The 19,229-nt window shown below is 63.5% G+C and carries 19 protein-coding genes; 10 read left to right on the top strand and 9 right to left on the bottom strand.

Features of this window, described 5'->3' with window-relative positions:
• The first annotated feature begins 21 nt into the window (after positions 1–21).
• From ACQY80_RS16990 to ACQY80_RS16975, 4 genes are read left to right on the top strand one after another with little or no spacing between them, the layout of a single operon-like run.
• On the top strand, positions 22–975 hold the full coding sequence (locus ACQY80_RS16990) for a metal-dependent hydrolase (protein WP_428681958.1): 954 nt from the start codon (positions 22–24) through the stop codon (positions 973–975).
• Entirely contained in the window at positions 972–2,348 is a 1,377-nt protein-coding gene (locus ACQY80_RS16985) for a cryptochrome/photolyase family protein (RefSeq protein WP_428681956.1), read from the top strand. Before ACQY80_RS16990 ends, ACQY80_RS16985 begins: the two co-directional genes overlap by 4 nt.
• 45 nt (positions 2,349–2,393) lie before the next feature.
• Entirely contained in the window at positions 2,394–3,674 is a 1,281-nt protein-coding gene (locus tag ACQY80_RS16980) for a class I SAM-dependent methyltransferase (RefSeq protein WP_428681954.1), read from the top strand.
• A gap of 20 nt (positions 3,675–3,694) precedes the next feature.
• A complete protein-coding gene (locus tag ACQY80_RS16975) occupies positions 3,695–4,870 on the top strand; it encodes a serine hydrolase domain-containing protein (protein WP_428681952.1) in 1,176 nt (391 codons plus the stop codon).
• Positions 4,871–4,876: 6 nt separating this feature from the next.
• On the opposite strand, the gene ACQY80_RS16970 is transcribed toward ACQY80_RS16975, so the two are convergent.
• The 3 genes from ACQY80_RS16970 to purF are packed head-to-tail and all read right to left on the bottom strand — an operon-like array spanning position 4,877 to position 7,526.
• Complete coding sequence (locus ACQY80_RS16970) at positions 4,877–5,269, bottom strand: hypothetical protein (RefSeq protein WP_428681950.1); 393 nt, start codon at positions 5,267–5,269, stop codon at positions 4,877–4,879.
• Positions 5,270–5,329: 60 nt separating this feature from the next.
• A complete protein-coding gene (locus ACQY80_RS16965) occupies positions 5,330–6,058 on the bottom strand; it encodes an SDR family NAD(P)-dependent oxidoreductase (RefSeq protein WP_428681948.1) in 729 nt (242 codons plus the stop codon).
• 10 nt (positions 6,059–6,068) lie between these two features.
• Positions 6,069–7,526, bottom strand: coding sequence for an amidophosphoribosyltransferase (purF, locus tag ACQY80_RS16960; protein ID WP_428681946.1), 1,458 nt, complete (start codon positions 7,524–7,526; stop codon positions 6,069–6,071).
• A gap of 142 nt (positions 7,527–7,668) precedes the next feature.
• Here purF and hisI point away from each other — a divergent pair, with 142 nt between their 5' ends.
• The 6 genes from hisI to ACQY80_RS16930 all read left to right on the top strand — a co-directional run bounded on the left by hisI (position 7,669) and on the right by ACQY80_RS16930 (position 13,547).
• Positions 7,669–8,043, top strand: coding sequence for a phosphoribosyl-AMP cyclohydrolase (gene hisI / locus ACQY80_RS16955; RefSeq protein ID WP_428681944.1), 375 nt, complete (start codon positions 7,669–7,671; stop codon positions 8,041–8,043).
• Entirely contained in the window at positions 8,036–8,572 is a 537-nt protein-coding gene (locus ACQY80_RS16950; RefSeq protein WP_428685913.1) for a hypothetical protein, read from the top strand. Before hisI ends, ACQY80_RS16950 begins: the two co-directional genes overlap by 8 nt.
• Before the next feature lie 65 nt (positions 8,573–8,637).
• On the top strand, positions 8,638–9,069 hold the full coding sequence (locus ACQY80_RS16945) for a MerR family transcriptional regulator (protein WP_428681942.1): 432 nt from the start codon (positions 8,638–8,640) through the stop codon (positions 9,067–9,069).
• 67 nt (positions 9,070–9,136) lie between these two features.
• Positions 9,137–10,939, top strand: a complete 1,803-nt coding sequence (locus ACQY80_RS16940) for an acyl-CoA dehydrogenase C-terminal domain-containing protein (RefSeq protein ID WP_428681940.1) — start codon at positions 9,137–9,139, stop codon at positions 10,937–10,939.
• 46 nt (positions 10,940–10,985) lie between these two features.
• A complete protein-coding gene (locus tag ACQY80_RS16935; RefSeq protein ID WP_428681938.1) occupies positions 10,986–12,473 on the top strand; it encodes a phospholipase D-like domain-containing protein in 1,488 nt (495 codons plus the stop codon).
• Positions 12,474–12,530: 57 nt separating this feature from the next.
• Positions 12,531–13,547, top strand: a complete 1,017-nt coding sequence (locus ACQY80_RS16930) for a TIR domain-containing protein (RefSeq protein WP_428681936.1) — start codon at positions 12,531–12,533, stop codon at positions 13,545–13,547.
• Here the strand turns inward: ACQY80_RS16930 and ACQY80_RS16925 are convergent, their stop codons facing one another.
• Genes ACQY80_RS16925 through ACQY80_RS16900 form a run of 6 tightly spaced genes read right to left on the bottom strand, consistent with a single transcriptional unit; the run spans position 13,548 to position 19,218 of the window.
• On the bottom strand, positions 13,548–14,399 hold the full coding sequence (locus ACQY80_RS16925) for an HpcH/HpaI aldolase/citrate lyase family protein (protein WP_428681934.1): 852 nt from the start codon (positions 14,397–14,399) through the stop codon (positions 13,548–13,550).
• On the bottom strand, positions 14,399–14,851 hold the full coding sequence (locus ACQY80_RS16920; RefSeq protein WP_428681932.1) for a MaoC family dehydratase: 453 nt from the start codon (positions 14,849–14,851) through the stop codon (positions 14,399–14,401). The genes ACQY80_RS16925 and ACQY80_RS16920 overlap by 1 nt, the downstream gene beginning before the upstream one ends.
• A gap of 2 nt (positions 14,852–14,853) precedes the next feature.
• Positions 14,854–15,312, bottom strand: a complete 459-nt coding sequence (locus tag ACQY80_RS16915; RefSeq protein ID WP_428681930.1) for a GNAT family N-acetyltransferase — start codon at positions 15,310–15,312, stop codon at positions 14,854–14,856.
• A complete protein-coding gene (locus tag ACQY80_RS16910; protein ID WP_428681928.1) occupies positions 15,309–17,147 on the bottom strand; it encodes an acetyl/propionyl/methylcrotonyl-CoA carboxylase subunit alpha in 1,839 nt (612 codons plus the stop codon). The genes ACQY80_RS16915 and ACQY80_RS16910 overlap by 4 nt, the downstream gene beginning before the upstream one ends.
• Positions 17,144–17,617: a DUF4262 domain-containing protein gene (locus tag ACQY80_RS16905; RefSeq protein ID WP_428681927.1), complete on the bottom strand. Its 474-nt coding sequence runs from the start codon at positions 17,615–17,617 to the stop codon at positions 17,144–17,146. Before ACQY80_RS16905 ends, ACQY80_RS16910 begins: the two co-directional genes overlap by 4 nt.
• Positions 17,618–17,619: 2 nt before the next feature.
• Positions 17,620–19,218: a carboxyl transferase domain-containing protein gene (locus tag ACQY80_RS16900; protein WP_428681925.1), complete on the bottom strand. Its 1,599-nt coding sequence runs from the start codon at positions 19,216–19,218 to the stop codon at positions 17,620–17,622.
• Between the last annotated feature and the right edge of the window lie 11 nt (positions 19,219–19,229).

The raw sequence follows: 19,229 nt of genomic DNA, 5'->3' as shown, positions 1-19,229 counted from the left end.
GGGTCGGATTTATAGGTCCGCATGGATAACCTGACCCACAGCCTCGTCGGCGCCGTGCTAGGCCAGATGGGGCTCAAGAAGAAGACCGGCCTTGCGATGCCGGCGCTTATTCTTGCCGCCAACCTGCCCGATATCGACGCGGGCTGCGCGATCTATGGCATCGAGTCGCTCTCGATGCGGCGCGGGGTTACGCACGGGCCGATCGCGTTGATACTTCTGCCGTTGATCCTCTGGTGGTTGCTGATCGCCTTCGATCGCTGGCAGACGCGGCGCGGCACACGGCCTGAAACGCGCTTGCCGATCGACAAGGGCTGGTTGCTTGCGCTCTGCATCATCGGCTGCCTGAGCCATCCTGCGCTCGACTGGCTCAACAACTATGGAGTTCGCTTGCTCGAGCCGTTCAGCCATCGCTGGTTCTATGCCGATACGCTGTTCATCATCGATCTTTGGATTTGGCTCGCACTCGGTGTGTCGGTGTGGCTGTCGCTGCGCCGCGAACGCCAGGGCACGGCAAGCTGGAGGAGGCCCGCGTGGACCGGTTTCACCGTCGTCTGTACCTACATCTTTGCCAATGGCCTGATAACGGGCGCGGCGGAGCGAGGGGCGGCGGCATCGCTGCTGGCCAGCGGGCATCAGGCGCCGCTCGTCGTTGCCAGTCCGCCGCCGCTGGCCTTCTGGACGCGCGACATATTCTGGCGTGATGGTGATCGCTATGGCAGCGGTTCCTTCACGCCGGGCGTCGGCGGAAAACTAGACATCAGCGGCCAGCCTACCGGTATGGACGATGTGCGCCTTGAAACATGGGTCAAAGGCGATCCGGCAGCGCGGGCGTTCCTCTTCTGGGCCCGGATGCCGGTTGCCGAGAGCGACAGCGATGCGATCATCCTTAGCGATCAGCGCTATATGCAGCCGCTCGCGCGTGATCGCTTTACGATTCATGTGCAGGCCCCCGATACCGCAAGCTACCCCGAATGACCGCGCCCATCATCGTCTGGTTTCGCCGCGACCTCAGACTGTCCGATCAGGCGGCGTTGGTCGCCGCCGCGGCCGAAGGGCCGGTGATTCCGGTCTATATCCTTGACGACGAGACGCCGAAGCATCGTGCGATGGGCGCCGCGTCGCGATGGTGGCTACATCACAGTCTGGCCAGCCTCGACGCAGCGCTGCGTGAAAAGGGATCGCGCCTGATCCTCCGTCGCGGCAAGTGCGGCGAGCAGCTCGCAGACATTGCGAAGGAAAGCGGCGCAGGGCAGGTGCACGCGCTGCGTCATTACGAGCCATGGTGGCGCAACGCCGAGCGGGCGGTCGCGAAGCAACTCGATCTCGTCTGTCACGACGGCAATTACCTCGCGCCGCCGGGTTCGGTCACGACCGGAAGCGGAGGGCTCTACAAGATCTACACGCCCTTCTGGCGCGCGCTGAAGGAACAAATGCCGCCGTCATCGCCGGCGAACCGCCCAGGCGAGATCGCTGCGCCGTCGAAGTGGCCACGGTCGGAGAAGCTTGCCGATTGGGGGCTGTTGCCGGCGGGTCCGGACTGGGCGACCGGATTCGCGGCCGAATGGATACCGGGGGAAGAGGGCGCCCGCGCGCGCGTTGCCGATTTTGTCGACGAAGCGGCGGATTATGACGCGCGCCGTAATCTGCCGTCGGTCGAGGGCAGTTCGCGCCTGTCGCCGCATCTCCATTTCGGCGAAGTCTCGCCCGCCTATGTCTGGCACCGCGTTGCCGCTGCGGGCGGATCGGTCGATGTCTTCCTCTCGGAGGTCGGCTGGCGCGATTATGCGCAGAATGTGATCCTGCAATTTCCGGACTATGGCGGGCGAAGCGCGCGCGAGGCTTTTGATGCGATGCGCTGGCGGACCGGTCGTGAAGCCGATGCCGACCTAAGGGCGTGGCAGCGCGGCCGTACCGGCTATCCGGTCGTCGATGCCGGGATGCGCCAGCTCTGGAACACGGGGTGGATGCACAACCGGGTGCGGATGATCGCCGCGAGCTTTCTGATCAAGCACCTGCTGATCGACTGGCGCCGTGGCGAGCAATGGTTCTGGGATACCCTTGTCGATGCGGACTACGGCAACAACAGCGTTAATTGGCAATGGGTCGCCGGAACCGGCGTCGATAGCAACATGTTCCCGCGGATCATGGCGCCGCTTTCGCAGTCGGAGAAATTCGACGCGGCCGATTATATCCGGCAATGGGTTCCCGAACTTGCGCATCTCGGCGATGCGGAAATCCATGATCCCGAGGAAGCCGGTGGTCGTCCTGCGAGCTATCCGGCAAAGATCATCGGACATCGCGAGGCGCGCGCCCGGGCGCTTGCGGCCTATGACGTCATGAAAGCATAGACGAGCGATTGTCAGGGTGCTGCTTTTGCGGCAGGAAGGTGCGTAATGAACACGCATGTCAGCCCCCGCCGCGGTAAGGAACTGCTCCGCGCCGACCGGGCGTTTCGCTCGGGGGGTGGTCTGGCGCGGTTGATGGCTCTTGCACCGGCCAGCTTCTTTCATCGCCAGCTCGACCGCATCGACGCGGGTCTCGCGTTCGGGACGCTCGAGGGACAATTGCCCGACGGCAGCGTTCGCATTCTGGGCGGACGCGGGAAGGGGCCGACGGCGGTCGTCCACCTCAAGAGCTGGGCTGCGCTCGTCCGCCTTGCGCTGTCAGGCTCCGTTGGCTGGTATCGCGCCTGGGAGGCAGGTGAATGGTCCTCGCCCGATCCCGTGCCGTTGTTCGACCTGTTCATGCGTAATGGCGAAACATTGGGCAATGAGGGGCGTTCGCGCGGGCCGCTGCGCTGGTTCCATCGCGCTGCGCACTTCCTGAACCGCAACAGCCGGGCCGGATCGCGTCGAAATATCCACGCGCACTACGACCTTGGCAATGATTTCTACGCCTTGTGGCTCGATACCGGCCTCAACTACTCGAGCGCGCTTTTCTCCGATCCTGAACAGTCGCTTGAGGAGGCGCAGGAGGCCAAGGTCGATGCGATTCTCGACCGGCTCGACCTGCGTTCGGGCGGCAGGCTGCTCGAGATCGGATGCGGGTGGGGGGCGCTCGCCGAGCGCGCGGTCGAGCGGCACGATGTCATCTACACGGGTATCACCCTGTCGCCGGCACAGGCCGAGATCGCCGACCACCGGCTCCATGCGGTCGACCTTTCCGGCCGTTCGCGGATTGAGCTTTGCGATTATCGCGACGCAGAAGGGCCGTATGATGCGATCGCAAGCGTCGAGATGGTCGAGGCGGTTGGCCAGGCCTATTGGCCGGCCTATCTGGACGCGGTTGCCAATTTGCTGCGGCCAGGCGGTCGTGCTGCTATCCAGTATATCCTGATCAGCGACGCGCTGTTCGAACGCTACGCCGCCAGCACCGATTTCATTCAGGCCTATGTCTTTCCGGGCGGATGCCTGATCTCCGAAAGCCGCTTTCGCGCGCTGGCCGAGGAACGCGGCTTGATCTGGCGCGATGTGCGACGCTTCGGCCGCGACTATGCCGAGACGCTGCGCCAGTGGCGCGAGCGTTTCGACGCGGCGGTCGCAAATGGCCAGTTGCCAGCGGGCTTCGACGAGCGCTTCGTGCGGCTCTGGCGCTATTATCTGCAATATTGCGAGGGCGGTTTCCGCGGCGGCGGGATCGAGGTCGCGCAGGTGACTTTGGAAAAACTAGCCTGAAAACAGGGAGAGAGGGGCAGATGCGAAGATTCGTGATGGCGGCGCTGTTGTGCACAGCGGCGCTGGGGCTTGGCGGTCCCGCTCAAACACAAACGACCGACACTCTGCCAAAGGATCTGAATGTGCTGTTCTGGACCCAGGATCAACGCGACCTTGCCTTCCGCACGATGGAGACCGTTCCAAAGGTCGTCGTGCACAGGATCAAGGCGGGCGGGACCGTGTATCCGCTGCCCGAGGGCAAGCCGCTCGATCTCGGGCTCGACGTCGATGCGCATATGGCGAAGCAGCGCAACGCGGGATTGATCATCGTTCAGGATGGCAAGATCCGGCTGGAGAAATATGCGCTCGGCTATGGCGCTGCCGGCCGCTGGACCAGCTTCTCGGTCGCCAAAAGCTTCACCTCGACCCTCGTCGGTGCGGCGGTGAAGGACGGCTATATCAAGAGCCTCGATGACAAGGTCGCCGCCTACATCCCGGGCCTGCGTGGCTCGGCCTATGACGATGTCAGCGTCCGGCAGCTTCTGACGATGACATCGGGCGTCAAATGGAACGAGGATTATACCGATCCCAAGTCCGACGTCGCGCAGTTCAACCTGCAAAAGCCCGTCCCCGGTGAGGATATCACCGTCAGCTATATGAAGACCTTGCCACGCGAAGCGCCTGCCGGTTCGAAATGGGTCTACAAGACCGGCGAAACCAATCTGATCGGTGTACTGGTCTCGAGCGCAACGGGCAAGACGCTCTCGGATTACCTGTCGGAGAAGGTCTGGGGCCCCTTTGGCATGGAGCAGGATGCGGTGTGGATGCTCGGCCCGACGGGGCATGAGATCAGCGGTTGCTGCATCTCGGCCAGCCTCAGGGACTATGCGCGTCTCGGCCAGTTCATTCTGAACGGCGGGGTTGCGGGCGGGCAGAAGGTGCTGCCCGACGACTGGCTTCCTGCGGCAACAACCAAGCAGGCCGACATCGACCTTCCGGGCCGTGGCTACGGCTATCAGTGGTGGACGAACGACGACGGCAGCTTCGCCGCTCAGGGCATCTTCGGGCAGGGGATTTTCATCGATCCCAAGCGCAAGCTCATTATCGCTTCAAACGGCAACTGGCCGACCGCAACCGATCCCGAAGGCGTCGGCCGTGCGCGTGAGATTTTCTACAAGGCAGTGCAGGCGGCCGTGGACAAGGACGCCGGGAAATAGGCAGGCTCAGGCGGCGGCAGGCGCCGTGCCTGCCGCCCGCTTCGCGGCCCAGGCGGCGAGCAGCGGGACAAGCACGCCGAGCGCCATGATCCACCAAGTATCCGAAAAATCGGCTGCGCTGTAGACTGCGGCACCGATCACCGCGCCCGCGACGATCCAGCCCGGCCCATCGCCGCCCGACATACGCATCGCGAGCCACCCTCCGCCGAAGGTTCCGACGAACCAGCCGACGATCAGCGCGATCGTCGAGCCCAGCGGAATCAGGATTTCTCCCGTGTCGACATCATACTCGGCGGGGGAAATTTCGCTGCCGGCATATTGTGCCAGCCACAGCAGCACGAAAGCGACGACGATGCCGGCCACGGTCGCGATCACGGATCGCACGATGCTGCTTTTCATTCTTCTGCCTTTGCCACGCGGGATTATGCCCGCAATTGGCACAGATATGCAAAGAACGGGTTAAGCGTCCACCATCACCTTGGGCAGCGCATGGAAAGCGGTGCTGTCAAAGCCCTCGACCATCAGCTTGGCGACATATTCGCCGACGGCTTCCGGATCTTTGATGCTCTGCGGGTCCTCACCGGGATAGGCGCGCGCGCGCATCTGGGTGCGGGTGCCGCCGGGGTCGAGAATCGCGGTGCGGAGGGTCGAAATGTTCCGCATTTCGGCGCCATAGCTGATGACCAGCGTCTCGAACGCTGCCTTTGATGCCGCATAGGCACCCCAATAGGCACGCGGCTCGCGCGCGACGCTGCTCGACAGCGCCAGCAGGCGGCCGTTCGCGGCGCGGCGCAGCAGCGGGTCGAAATTGGCGATCAGGGCCTGCTGCGCGATCAGGTTCAGCGTCAGCAGCTTGTTGAATTCCTTGCCGTCGATCGCCGCGACCGGCGTCAGCGTCCCCAGCATGGCGGCATTGAGCACCAACATGTCGATTTTCTGCCAGCGCTCGGCGATCGCGCTCGCGAGGCGCGCGATGCTGTCGCCATCGGTGAGGTCGAGCGGGGCGATCGTGGCGCTGCCGCCGGCAGCGTGAATCCGGTCTTCAAGCTCTTCGAGTCCGCCCGGCGTGCGCGCGGTGATGACGACATGCGCCCCGCGTGCCGCGAGCGAGAAGGCGATGGCTTCGCCGATACCGCGGCTTGCACCGGTGACGAGGGCAACCTGTCCCGCCAGTTCTTCAGATTTCATGGTCATTCCGTCAGACAACGCGCTCGGCAAGCAGCGAAAATTGGTCGTCGATGCTGTTCTCGTCGAAATCGGTCAGCGTCGTCGGATAGTCGCCGGTGAAGCAGGCGTCGCAATATTGGGGAAGGTCGTCGTTTCGCTTCGCTTCGCCTAGCGCGCGATACAGGCCGTCGATCGTCAGGAACGACAGGCTGTCGGCGTTGATGAAATTCGCCATCTGCCCGACCGTCATCTGCGCTGCGAGCAGTTTTGCGCGTTCGGGTGTGTCGACGCCATAGAAGCAGCTGTGCTGTGTCGGCGGGCTCGCGATGCGCATATGCACCTCGGCCGCCCCGGCATCGCGCATCATCTGCACGATCTTGAGGCTCGTCGTGCCGCGCACGATCGAATCGTCGATCAGGATCACGCGCTTGCCGGCGATCAGCGCGCGGTTTGCATTGTGCTTGAGCTTGACGCCGAGGTGACGGACCTTGTCGCCCGGCTGAATGAACGTGCGCCCGACATAGTGCGAGCGAATGATCCCGAGTTCGAAGGGAATGCCCGATTCCTGCGCATAACCAAGCGCCGCGGGCGTGCCCGAATCGGGCACGGGAATGACAAGGTCGGCATCAACCGCATTCTCGCGCGCGAGCTCAGCGCCGATCGCCTTGCGGACCGAATAGACGCTCGTGCCCTCGACGATCGAATCGGGGCGCGAGAAATAGACATATTCGAAGATGCAGGGCCGCGCGTCGCGTTCTGCAAAGGGACGGTGTGACGTCAGTTCGCCGTCGCGGATGATCACCAGTTCGCCCGGTTCGACCGAACGGACGAATTCGGCGCCCACCACATCGAGCGCGACGGTTTCCGATGCCAGGATGTGCGCGTCGCCGAGCTTGCCAATAACGAGCGGGCGGATGCCGAGCGGATCGCGGCAGCCGATCATGCCCTCTGCGGTCAGGCAGATCAGCGAATAGGCGCCCTCGACCTGCTTCAGCGCGTCGATGAACCGGTCGAGCAGGGTGCGGTAGTTCGACGTGGCCACAAGGTGGATGATCACCTCGGTATCGCTCGTCGACTGGAAGATCGATCCGCGGCGGACGAGAATCTTGCGGAGCGCGGTCGCGTTCGAGATATTGCCGTTATGTGCGACGGCAAAACCGCCGGTCGCAAGATCGGCGAACAAGGGCTGCACATTGCGCAACGCAGTTTCGCCGGTCGTCGAATAGCGCACATGCCCGATCGACGACGCGCCGGCGAGCTGACGCATGATCTCGTCGCGGTCGAAATTGCCCGCGACATGGCCCATGGCGCGATGGGTGTGGAAATCCTTGCCGTCGAAGGCCGTGATGCCCGCGGCTTCCTGTCCGCGGTGCTGCAGGGCATGCAGCCCCAGCGCGACAACCGCAGCGGCGCTTTCCGCGCCGTGAATACCAAAGACGCCACACTCCTCGCGGAGCTTGTCGTCGTCGAAAGGATGGGTCGTCAGCATGTCGTTCCGGCAGCGAGGGGCGATGACTGCCGCGCATATAGGGAGGGTTGTTTGAAATGTCGCCCCCCAACTTCACACTATTGTAACAGCGGCGACCCGAACGGGGTTACGGCGGCGGCAAACCTGCTCTACAGCGCTGTGCATGGATCAGAATAGCGATGAAACCGACCGCTTCCTGCCGCGCTTCGACGCCGCCGGGCTCGTTACCGCGATCGTCATCGACGCGGACAGTGGTATGCTGTTGATGGTTGCGCACATGAATCACGACGCGATCCGCCTGACTCAACAAACCGGGTTTGCGCATTTCTGGTCGCGCTCGCGCCGTTCGCTGTGGCTGAAGGGCGAGACGTCAGGGAATCGACTGGCGCTTGCCGAGATGCGGGTCGATTGCGATCAGGATGCGCTTCTGCTTCGTGTCGTGCAGGAGGGGCCGGCCTGTCACACCGGACGCCGCTCCTGCTTCTATCGCCGCGTCGAAGTCGACGGCTCGCTGACGTTTCTCGGTGACGATGCCTGATCGCCGCATCGTCTGGCTGGCGTTTGTGCTCGCTCTGGCGGGCTGCGACCGGGGCGGCGGCAATGCCGGCGGTGCGATCGACGCTGACAACCCGCTCGAAATCGCGGCGCGCGAACGCGGCGTCGTGCGTCCCGATACGGCAACCCCGACCGGTGTGTTCGAGCGCGCCCACGAACTCGGGCGCGACGCGATGTGCGCGGTCCCCGACGGTCTCGGGCAATGGCGCTTCGCGGTAACGGCCTCCTACGGTCCTGGACTGTCATGCACAGCCAAGGGGGCGATCGCTCAGGAGGACGGCGGTTGGCGTTTGCGCTTCGCCGGTGTCGAGGGATGCGAAGCTGTCGTCCATGAAGAGGAAGACGAGCTGCGTCTGCCGGGAAAGCTCCCTTCGCAATGCGATAGTCTCTGCCCCGCGCGAGCCTCGCTGTCCGGCCTTCGATTGCCGCGCGCAAGCTGGTCCGAAGCCGACGCGAAACGCTTGCAGATTCGCGACGGACGCGGCAATATCATTCGGCCTTGCGCGGACTGATACGGAACAATTTCATCCTGCCGGCCAGCCTTGACGTTCACGTCAACGGAAACTATCCTCCCATCATGACCGAAGAATACGGCCACGCCCATATCGATACGCCCGATCACCTCGGCCGCGATCAGTTCAGCATCACCGATCTGTCGACAGAATTCGGCGTTACCGCCCGCGCGCTCCGCTTTTATGAGGATGAGGGGCTGATCAGCCCGTCGCGCAAGGGGCTGTCGCGTATCTATTCGAAGCGCGACCGCGCGCGGCTCGCCTGGATTCTGCGTGCGAAGCGCACCGGTTTCAGTCTGGCCGACATTCGCGAGATGATCGACCTCTACGACGTCGGCGACGGTCGCAAGACCCAGCGCCAGGTGACGATCGAGAAATGCCGGCAGCGGATCGGCCTTCTGCAGCGTCAGCGTGACGATATCGACAGCGCTGTCGAGGAACTGACACGTTTCATCGATACGGTGAAAAAGGTCGATGCCGGCCATAAAGTCGACTGAGCTTCGGCTTCACGGCCTCCCCGGGCGAGACTATAGCTAAGCCACCTGTTTTTCAGAGAGACGAGTCATGCCTGCCTATCGCGCCCCCATCCAGGACACGCTGTTCCAGCTCAACGAAGTGCTCGGGATCGAGCGCTATGCGAACCTGCCCGGTTTCGCCAATGCATCCCCCGACATGGTCGAGGCGGTGCTGACCGAAGCCGGCAAATTCTGCGAGGAAGTGCTGTTCCCGATCAACTATTCGGGCGATCAGGAAGGCTGCACGCGGCACGAGGATGGCTCGGTCACGACGCCCGAGGGCTTCAAGGAAGCCTATAAGGCCTATTGCGACGCGGGCTGGACGCTGTTGACTCAGCCCGAGGAATTCGGCGGCCAGGGTCTGCCACATGTCGTCGGCTTTCCGGTCGAGGAATATCGCATGGCCGCGAACCAGGCCTTTTCGATGTATCCCGGCCTGACGCAGGCCGCGGTCGCTGCGATCCTTGTCAAGGGATCGGATGAGCAGAAAGCCCTTTACGCGCCCCGCATGATTTCGGGGGAGTGGGGCGGGACAATGAACCTGACCGAGCCGCATTGCGGCACCGATCTCGGCCTCATCCGTACCCGCGCGGCGCCGAACGGCGATGGCAGCCATGGCATTACCGGCACCAAGATTTTCATCTCGTCGGGCGAGCATGACCTGACCGACAACATCATCCACCTCGTCCTCGCGAAGACCCCCGACGCGCCTGACAGCGTGAAGGGCATCTCGCTCTTCATCGTGCCCAAGTTCCTCTTGAACGAAGATGGCTCGCTGGGCGAACGCAACACGCTGTCGTGTGGGTCGATCGAGCACAAGATGGGCATCCACGCGAACTCGACCTGCGTCATGAACTACGACGGGGCCAAGGGCTGGATGGTCGGCGAGGAGAACAAGGGCCTCGCGGCGATGTTCGTCATGATGAACGCCGCGCGCCTCGGCGTCGGGATCCAGGGGCTGGGTCAGGCTGACATCGCCTTCCAGAATGCCGTCCAATATGCGCACGACCGCCGTCAGGGCCGCGCGCTCACCGGGCCGCAGGATCCGCAGGAAAAGGCAGATCCGTTGTTCGTCCACCCCGATGTGCGCCGCATGCTGATGGACGGCAAGGCGGTGGTCGAGGGGCTGCGTGCGCTTTGCCTGTGGGGCGCGCTGCAGGTCGATCTGGCGCATGTCGCCGAAACCGAAGAGGAGCGCCAGCAGGCCGATGACCTCGTCAGCCTGCTTACCCCCGTCATCAAGGGCTATGGCACCGACAAGGGCTATGAGGTCGCGACCAATGCGCAGCAGGTCTTCGGTGGCCACGGCTACATCGAGGAACAGGGCATGTCGCAATATGTGCGCGATGCCCGCATCACGATGATCTATGAAGGCGCGAACGGCGTTCAGGCGATGGACCTCGTCGGCCGCAAGCTCGCGCAGAACGGCGGCCGCGCGATCCAGTCGCTGTTCGCGATCGTCGACGCCGAATGCGCTGCGGCGAAGGACAAGCCCGCTTTTGCCGATTTCGCAGGTCGCCTCGAAAAGGCGAATGGCGAACTCAAGTCCGCGACGATGTGGTTCATGCAGAACGGCATGACCAATCCGAACAATGTCGGTGCCGGCGCGCACCATTATATGCATATTGCGGGTATCGTCGCGCTGGGCCTGATGTGGCTCCGCATGGCGGAGGCGGCGCAGAAGGCGCTTGACGAAGGCCGCGGGAACAAGGCCTTCCTCGAGGCGAAGATCGTGACCGCGCGCCACTTCGGTGAGCGCTTCATTCCCGACGCCGGCTCGCTCCGCCGCAAGATCGAGGCGGGCAGCGACGCGATGATGGCGCTGACCCCCGAACAATTTTTCGCAGCCTGAGGGTGAAGATCGGCAACCATCGCCGCCACCAAGCGTGGAGGCGGCGATGGGGACTGACCTGACACCGATTGTCGTCGAAGGCCGCAATTGCTGGCGGATCGAGCGCGCCGACAAAGCGCGTATGATCGTCGATGCTGCGGACTATTATGCGCTGCTCGAACAATTGATGGCCGATGCGAAGGAACGCATCCTGCTGATCGGCTGGGACTTCGATCCGCGCATCGCTTTGAAACCCGACAAGGACGGAGAGGGCGAACCGCTCGGCGATTATCTGCTGCGTCTCGCAAAGACATGCCCCGATCGCGATATCGACATCCTGCGCTGGAATTTCGGCGGGCTGAAGCAGTTCGCGATGCCGCGTATCGTCTCGATGATCGCGCGCTGGAAACTGACACGGTCGATCAGCTTTCGGCTCGATAGCGCCCATCCCCTGGGGTGTAGCCATCACCAGAAAGTGGCGGTGTTCGACGATCATCTCGCCGTCTGCGGCGGGATCGACGTCGGCGCGCGGCGCTGGGATACGCGCGAGCACAAGGACGGCGATCCGCACCGCACCGCGCCCGACGGCAAGCCGTATATGCCTTGGCACGACAGCACGATGCTGCTGGCCGGCCCGGTCGGGAACGCGCTCGCCGACCTCGGCAACGAACGCTGGCAACGCGCGACGAAGAAGCCGCTGCGCGAGATCAACGGAACCGGGGAAGGGTGGCCAGACGATCTGGAGACCGATTTCGCAGGCGTCGATGTCGCCATCTCGCGCACCCGCGCGGAATATGGCGATGCCGTTGAAATCCGCGAGATCGAACAACTCTATCTCGACATGATCGCCGCCGCGAAGCGCTTCATCTATTTCGAGAATCAATATTTCACCTGCGGCAAGATCGCCGCTGCAATTGCCGGGCGGCTTAACGAGGATGACCCGCCTGAATTTGTAATGGTGATGCCCGAAACCGCCGACGGCTGGCTTGAGCAGATGGCGATGGATGCCGCGCGCGTCCAGCTCGTGCGTGCGGTCGCGAAGTCGAAGCATGGCGACAGGCTGCGCGTCTATTATCCGCGCACCGCCGGCGGCGAGTCCATCTATGTTCACGCCAAGACGGCAATCGTCGACGACCGTGCAATTCGTGTCGGCTCTGCCAATCTCAACAACCGGTCGATGGGGCTCGATAGCGAGTGCGATGTCACGATCGACGCTGCGCTTCCCTCCAATCATGGCGTCGAGCCGGTGATCCGCCGTTTGCGGGAATCGCTGATCGCGGAGCATCTGGACGTCGAACCAGCCGAGGTTGCGCAGCGCTTCGAAGCAACGGGTTCGCTGATCGAAACGATCGAGGGGCTGCGCAATGGTGGCCGTTCGCTCGAATGGCTCGATCTGGTTCCGCCGGGGCCGATGGACGAATTCATCGCCAATAACGAGCTGCTCGACCCGACGAGCCCCGATGCGATGTTCGAGGGATTGACCGAACGCGGGCTGAAGAAAAGCTGGCATCGCGGCCGTGACTGGATGCGGCGCCACATGCGACGCAAAAGCTGAAACGCCTGTGCGGATAATCACTTGCGGTCATGGACTTGGCCCATATGATCATCCCCGATGACGGATGCCGGACCCACGCCCATCGCCCCGAAGCGGCTTTCCGCTTTCATCAGCCATCACAGCTCGCAGGTCGATACCGCGCGGAGGCTGAAGCAGCTTCTCGCCACGCACGGCATCGACGGTTGGCTCGCCCCCGACGACATTGCCGCGGGAACTGCTTTCGATCAGGCGATCCTCGACCAGATCGGGCGGTCGGATGCGATTATCCTGCTCCTCTGCACGCAATCGGACCAGTCACGCCATGTAAAACGCGAACTGATGCTGGGCGAAGACAGCAACAAGCAAATCCTGCCCGTCCGGCTGGAGGATATTCAGGCGCAAGGGCTCGCCTATTGGCTCAAGGATTATCAGTGGATCGACTGGTTCGCGGGCGAGGAGCAGGCCGCCGGCCGGATCGTGGCTGCAATGACGCCGGGCACTACGCCAGCAGTATCGACGGTCAAGGTCGCGGAACCGGCGCCGGTGGGAAAGCGAAACCGGCTCTGGGTGGCTCTTGCCGGCGGGGCAGCGCTGGTCGGACTGCTTGGCGGCGGGATATGGTGGCAGACCCGCGGCCCGGCGGCGAGCGATCCGGGCGCGGCCGTCGCCGACAATCCGATTGAACCCGGCATCTGGACGAGCAAGCGCGAAGTCGTCGAAATCCTCTTTCCCGAAATGGCGCCCGAATTCGTGGCGCAGTTCAAGCAGGTGCTGGAAACCGATCCCGATCCCGAAGATTGCATCACCCCCGCCGTCGCCGCGAAACCGGACGTCCTGCTGTTCGATCCCGGCCATGAAGCGAAATGCACGATCGGCGCATTCAAGATGAACGGCGGTCGGATCAGCGGCTATCTCAACTGCAAGCCCGCCGGAAATGATCCAAAGGGCAATCTGCAGATCACCGTTCGCGGAACCTACACGCGTACCAGCATGGAATTCGACAATGTCGTCACCATGCAGTCGAGCCAGGGCATGGTCCGCTTTCGCAGCCACGAAACGCAGAAATGGCTCCGCGGCCCCGCGTGCGGCGCCTGATCAGTCCGCCAGCGACAGGATATGCTGCGCCTGCTTGAGGTGCGGCGCATCGACCATCTTGCCGTCGATCTGCAACACCCCGACGCCTGGATTGGCGGCAAAGGCATCGACGATCGCCTGCGCGCTCTGAACCTCGTCGTCGGATGGGGTGAAGGCGGCGTTGATCGATTCCACCTGCGACGGATGGATCGCCATCATGCCGGTGAAACCGTCGCGTCGCGCGCGCGCCGCATAGGCGGCAAGCCCGGACTCATCCTTGATCGCAGGGAACACCGTGTCGATCGCCGAGACGTCTGCCCCGTGTGCGGCGAACAACGTCAGCGCGCGCGCGACCTCATAGGGCTGGGTATAGCTGCCGTCGGCGTTCCGGCTCGTCGTCGCGCCGATCGCGGCGGGCAGATCCTCGGCGCCCCACGTCAGCCCGATCAGCCGGTCGCGGACTTCGCGATAGCTGCCCAGCGTGAAGATCGCCGCGGGCGTTTCGGTCGCGATCGGCAGGATCGGCGGCAACGACGCGTCGGGAACGGATTCGCTGCGCAGGATCGTGTCGAGCTGCTGGATGCTCGGCGCGCCTTCGGCCTTGGGCAGCATGATTGCGTCGGGTCGCCCGCCGATGATCGCCGCGACATCGGCGGCGGTCATATGCCCGTCGAGCGGATTGACGCGCACCAGCGTGATGGCTTCGCGTGTCCCCGCCAGATAGTCGGCGATCGCTGTGCGCGCGGCCTCCTTGTTTGCCGGAGAAACCGAATCCTCGAGATCGAGGATGATCGCATCGGCGCCCGACGCGGCCGCCTTGGCGAAGCGCTCGGGACGATCGCCGGGAACGAAGAGGAGTGAACGCAGGCGCATCAGGCGACCTTTCCCTTGATCAATGCCGCCCGCTCGCACTGACATACGATCTCGTCCCGCTGATTGATACAGCGATGGAGGAAGGTCACGATCCCCGCGCCGGGGCGCGACTTAGATTCTTTCAGGCCGATCACCTCGGTTTTGGCGCGCAGTGTGTCGCCGATGAACACCGGCTTTGGCATCACGAGCTTGTCATAGCCGAGGTTGGCGACAAGCGTCCCGAGCGTCGTGTCGCCGACCGACAGCCCGACCATCAGGCTGAAGGTGAAGGTGCCGTTGACGAGGATCTGGCCGAACTCCGATGCCTTCGCTGCCTCGGCGTCTAGGTGCAGCGGCTGCGGATTATGCGTCATCGTCGAAAAGAGCAGATTGTCGGTCTCGGTCACCGTGCGCCGGATCTCGTGCGTGATCGTCTCACCGATCTGCCACTCGTCGAAAAACTTGCCTGCCATCTTCAATCCCTCAAATGCAATTTCATGCCGACATGGCTCTGCACGAAGCCGAGCCGTGCGTAAAAGCGGTGCGCGTCGGTGCGTGTAGCCGACGACGAAAGCTGGACAAGCTTGCAGTCACGGCCGCGACATTGTTCGACCGCCCACAGGATCATCCGCTCGCCCAGTTTCTGGCCGCGCAGATCGGCGACAATCCGTACCGCTTCGATCAATCCGCGCCAGCTTCCTCTAAAGGAAAGTCCCGGCAGGAAGCTGAGTTGCATCGTGCCGACGACCCGGCCATCGCATTCTGCCGCGATCAGGCGCTGGTTCGGATCGCTATCGATCGCCTCGAACGCCGCCAGATAGCGCGGGTCCGACGGATCGGCCTCGCGGTTCGCCGGGATCGTATCCTCCGCGAGCATTGCGAGGATGGCCGGAAGGTCGGCCACCGACGCATCGCGGAGGATCAGGTCGCTCACTCGGCAGTCTCGATCTTTGCGAGCAACGCCTCGACCTGGACCTGTCCACCCACGCTCGCATTGAGTTCCGCCACAACACCGTCGAACGGTGCGGTCAGGCTGTGCTCCATCTTCATCGCTTCAAGGGTAAGCAGCTTTTGCCCCTTGGTCACCTTGTCGCCCGCCGCGACATCAACCGCGATGATCTTGCCGGGCATCGGCGACAGGATCGCGCCGTCGCTTGCACCACCTGCCGCTCCGCCTGCGGCGCGCCAGGGCGTAAGCTGCCACACCGCGCCGCTTTCGGCGACGAGCATGGCGGGGGCGGGCTCATCCGTGCCCGGACCGTGCAGGGCCACATCGACGCGCTTGCCGTCGAGCAGGAAGGGTGCGGTGCGCACGTCGGGCGCGTTGAGGCGGAAGCCCGATTGCAGGACGCGCGGAACCATCGCCATCGCGGCGTTGGTCAGCGCGGTCTCGGTCGGCACCGGTTCGGCGGTCATGCTGTCGCCGTCGCGTCCGATCAGTCCGGTGTCGACGGTGCCCGCAACGAAGTCGGGATGATCGAGGGCGTTGATAAGAAAGGCAGAATTGGTCTTCACCGGCCAGATCGCGCTGTCCTCGAGCATCTCCGACAGCATCTCGCGCGCCTCCTCGCGATCCTCGCCATACGCAATAACCTTCGCAATCATCGGATCATAGAAGGGCGAAACCTCGGCGCCTTCGTAAACGCCGGTGTCTATGCGGCCGAGATGTTCGGGGAGCTGGAAGAGTTCGAGCTTGCCGATGCTCGGCAAAAATCCCTTGGCGGGGTCTTCGGCATAGAGCCGCGCTTCCATCGCCCAGCCGTTGATCGCGAGTTCTTCCTGCTTCAGCGGAATCGGCTCGCCGCTCGCGACACGGAGCTGCCACTCGACCAGATCGACGCCGGTGATTTCCTCGGTCACCGGATGCTCGACCTGCAGCCGGGTGTTCATTTCCATGAACCAGATGCGGTCGGCGCGGAGGCCCTCCGACGCGTCGGCGATGAATTCGATCGTGCCGGCACCGACATAGTCGACCGCCTTCGCCGCGCGCACCGCGGCGGCGCAGAGTTCGGCGCGCGTCGCTTCGTCCATGCCGGGGGCAGGGGCTTCCTCGATCACCTTCTGGTGACGGCGCTGCAGCGAGCAATCGCGCTCGAAAAGGTGGACGACGTTGCCGTGGGTGTCGCCGAACACCTGCACCTCGATATGGCGCGGGGTGAGGATATATTTCTCGATCAGCACATGATCGTTGCCGAACGATGCCGCCGCCTCACGCTGGCACGAAGCGAGCGCATCGGTGAAGTCGGCCGCGGCGTCGACCTTGCGCATCCCCTTGCCGCCGCCACCCGCGACCGCCTTGATGAGGACGGGGTAGCCGATCTGCCCGGCCTGTTCGGCGAGATAGGCGGGGTCCTGATTTTCGCCCATATAGCCCGGCGTCACCGGCACCCCGGCATCGGCCATCAGCTTTTTCGCGGCGTCCTTGAGCCCCATCGCGGTGATCGACGAAGGCTTCGGGCCAACCCACACGAGACCCGCATCGGCGACCGCCTGAGCGAACTCGGCATTCTCCGACAGGAAGCCGTAACCCGGATGGATCGCCTCGGCCCCGGTCGCCTTTGCGGCGGTGATGATCTTCTCGCCGATCAGATAGCTCTCGCGCGCCGGCGACGGCCCGATGTGCACGGCCTCGTCGGCTTCGCGCACATGCAGCGCCTTGGCGTCAGCGTCCGAATAGACGGCGACGGTGCGGATGCCCATCTCGCGCGCGGAACGGATGATGCGGCAGGCGATTTCGCCACGATTGGCGATAAGGAGGGAACTGATCATGATTTTTCCAATGGAGTTTGTTCAAAACGAACATCTTCGGCGCAACGGTTATCGTCCGGAAAATACCCGTCTGCATCTGGCCAAAGAAGCTGGAGGCGTTTGATTGGCAGGTCGACATCCGATTGCTTGGCGAACCATTCAGCCGATCCAAAATAGCTGTCGGGAATTGAGGAACCTTCGGCCAACAGCGTATCATAGCCATTCAGAACCTCGGAAAGTCGAAACCCTGCCTCTGGCGCTAGCTCTTTTCGCCGACATTCTTCGACCGCATCGTTGATCATATGGCGCCGGGTTTCAGTCGTGAGGCCGAAGCAAATCAATTCCGGCCAACCGAATGTCTTTGTGAGCCCGATAGAATAGGAGAACCATTCTTCGGGATCATCGCTATCGGTTCGCGGCGCGACGCTCAGAACCGCCCACCCGACGGTATCGACTGTGTCGCAAAGCCAGTTTTCGAAGTCGCTGCCCATCATTACATCCTGAACACGCCGAAGCTGCGGTCTTCGACCGGGGCGTTCAGCGTTGCAGCAAAGGCCAGCCCGAGCACGTCGCGCGTCTGCGCGGGGTCGATGATGCCGTCGTCCCAGAGGCGCGCGGTCGCGTGATAGGGGTTGCCCTCATCCTCATATTTCTGGCGGATCGGCGCCTTAAAGGCTTCAGTTTCCTCGGGGGTCCATTTGTCGGCGTCGCGGTGGACCGTTGCCAGCACGCTCGCCGCCTGCTCGCCGCCCATCACGCTGATCCGGCTGTTCGGCCAACTAAACAGGAAGCGCGGCGAATAGGCGCGCCCGCACATGCCGTAATTGCCCGCGCCGAAGCTGCCGCCGATCAGTACGGTGATCTTCGGCACCGTCGCGGTTGCGACCGCGGTCACCAGCTTCGCACCATGCTTGGCGATGCCCTCGGCCTCATATTTGCCGCCGACCATGAAGCCGCTGATGTTCTGCAGGAAGAGCAGGGGAATGCGCCGCTGCTGCGCCAGCTCGATGAAATGCGCGCCCTTGACCGCCGACTCGCTGAACAGCACGCCATTGTTCGCGAGGATCGCGACCGGAATGCCCCAGATATGCGCGAAGCCGCACACCAGCGATGCGCCATAATTCGCCTTGAACTCGTGAAACTCGCTGCCGTCGACGATCCGCGCGATCACCTCGTGCACGTCGTAAGGCGCACGCACGTCCTGCGGGACGATGCCGTACAGCTCTTCGGGATCATATTTCGGCGGCCGTGGGTCTTTCATTTCGACCTTGAAGCCTTCGTCGGCACCGAGATGGCTGACGATATCGCGGACGATCGTCAGCGCATGTTCGTCATTCTCGGCAAGATGGTCGACGACGCCCGATTTCTTCGCGTGCAGGTCGCCGCCGCCCAGATCCTCGGCGCTGATCTCTTCCCCCGTTGCGGCCCTCACCAGCGGCGGGCCGGCGAGGAAGATCGTGCCCTGATTGCGCACGATCACCGTCTCGTCGGACATCGCGGGCACATAGGCACCGCCTGCGGTGCAGCTTCCCATAACGCAGGCGATCTGCGGGATGCGCTTCGCCGACATATTCGCCTGATTGAAGAAGATGCGCCCGAAATGGTCGCGGTCGGGAAAGACCTGATCCTGATGCGGCAGGTTCGCACCGCCGCTGTCGACGAGGTAAACGCAGGGCAGGCGGTTGGTCTCGGCAATCTCCTGCGCGCGGAGATGCTTCTTCACCGTCATCGGATAGTAGGTGCCGCCCTTCACCGTGGCGTCGTTGCATACGATCATCGTCTGCCGTCCCGACACTCGGCCGATGCCGGCGATCATGCCGGCGCCGGGCACTTCGCCCTCATACATGTCGCCCGCGGCAAGCTGGCCGATCTCGAGGAAAGGTGAGCCCGGATCGAGCAGCCGCTCGACGCGCTCGCGCGGGAGCAGCTTGCTGCGGCTCGTGTGCCGTTCGCGTGATTTTTCGTTGCCGCCGAGCCCCGCTTCGGCGACGCGCGCGTACAGCTCGTCGCGCAGGCCGCGATTGTGCGCAGCATTGGCGCGGAACGCGTCGCTGTCCGGGTTGATCATCGTGCCAAGAACTGGTGCGCTCACGTCAAACTCTC

Source organism: Sphingopyxis sp. (assembly GCF_965279755.1).
Lineage (GTDB): Bacteria > Pseudomonadota > Alphaproteobacteria > Sphingomonadales > Sphingomonadaceae > Sphingopyxis.
This window is presented reverse-complemented; position numbering and strand designations above follow the sequence as displayed.

Coding starts and splice junctions, on each gene's coding strand:
- ACQY80_RS16990 (WP_428681958.1), top strand. CDS start 22: ATGGATAACCTGACCCACAGCCTCGTCGGCGCCGTGCTAGGCCAGATG.
- ACQY80_RS16985 (WP_428681956.1), top strand. CDS start 972: ATGACCGCGCCCATCATCGTCTGGTTTCGCCGCGACCTCAGACTGTCC.
- ACQY80_RS16980 (WP_428681954.1), top strand. CDS start 2,394: ATGAACACGCATGTCAGCCCCCGCCGCGGTAAGGAACTGCTCCGCGCC.
- ACQY80_RS16975 (WP_428681952.1), top strand. CDS start 3,695: ATGCGAAGATTCGTGATGGCGGCGCTGTTGTGCACAGCGGCGCTGGGG.
- ACQY80_RS16970 (WP_428681950.1), bottom strand. CDS start 5,269: ATGAAAAGCAGCATCGTGCGATCCGTGATCGCGACCGTGGCCGGCATC.
- ACQY80_RS16965 (WP_428681948.1), bottom strand. CDS start 6,058: ATGAAATCTGAAGAACTGGCGGGACAGGTTGCCCTCGTCACCGGTGCA.
- purF (WP_428681946.1), bottom strand. CDS start 7,526: ATGCTGACGACCCATCCTTTCGACGACGACAAGCTCCGCGAGGAGTGT.
- hisI (WP_428681944.1), top strand. CDS start 7,669: ATGGATCAGAATAGCGATGAAACCGACCGCTTCCTGCCGCGCTTCGAC.
- ACQY80_RS16950 (WP_428685913.1), top strand. CDS start 8,036: ATGCCTGATCGCCGCATCGTCTGGCTGGCGTTTGTGCTCGCTCTGGCG.
- ACQY80_RS16945 (WP_428681942.1), top strand. CDS start 8,638: ATGACCGAAGAATACGGCCACGCCCATATCGATACGCCCGATCACCTC.
- ACQY80_RS16940 (WP_428681940.1), top strand. CDS start 9,137: ATGCCTGCCTATCGCGCCCCCATCCAGGACACGCTGTTCCAGCTCAAC.
- ACQY80_RS16935 (WP_428681938.1), top strand. CDS start 10,986: ATGGGGACTGACCTGACACCGATTGTCGTCGAAGGCCGCAATTGCTGG.
- ACQY80_RS16930 (WP_428681936.1), top strand. CDS start 12,531: ATGACGGATGCCGGACCCACGCCCATCGCCCCGAAGCGGCTTTCCGCT.
- ACQY80_RS16925 (WP_428681934.1), bottom strand. CDS start 14,399: ATGCGCCTGCGTTCACTCCTCTTCGTTCCCGGCGATCGTCCCGAGCGC.
- ACQY80_RS16920 (WP_428681932.1), bottom strand. CDS start 14,851: ATGGCAGGCAAGTTTTTCGACGAGTGGCAGATCGGTGAGACGATCACG.
- ACQY80_RS16910 (WP_428681928.1), bottom strand. CDS start 17,147: ATGATCAGTTCCCTCCTTATCGCCAATCGTGGCGAAATCGCCTGCCGC.
- ACQY80_RS16905 (WP_428681927.1), bottom strand. CDS start 17,617: ATGGGCAGCGACTTCGAAAACTGGCTTTGCGACACAGTCGATACCGTC.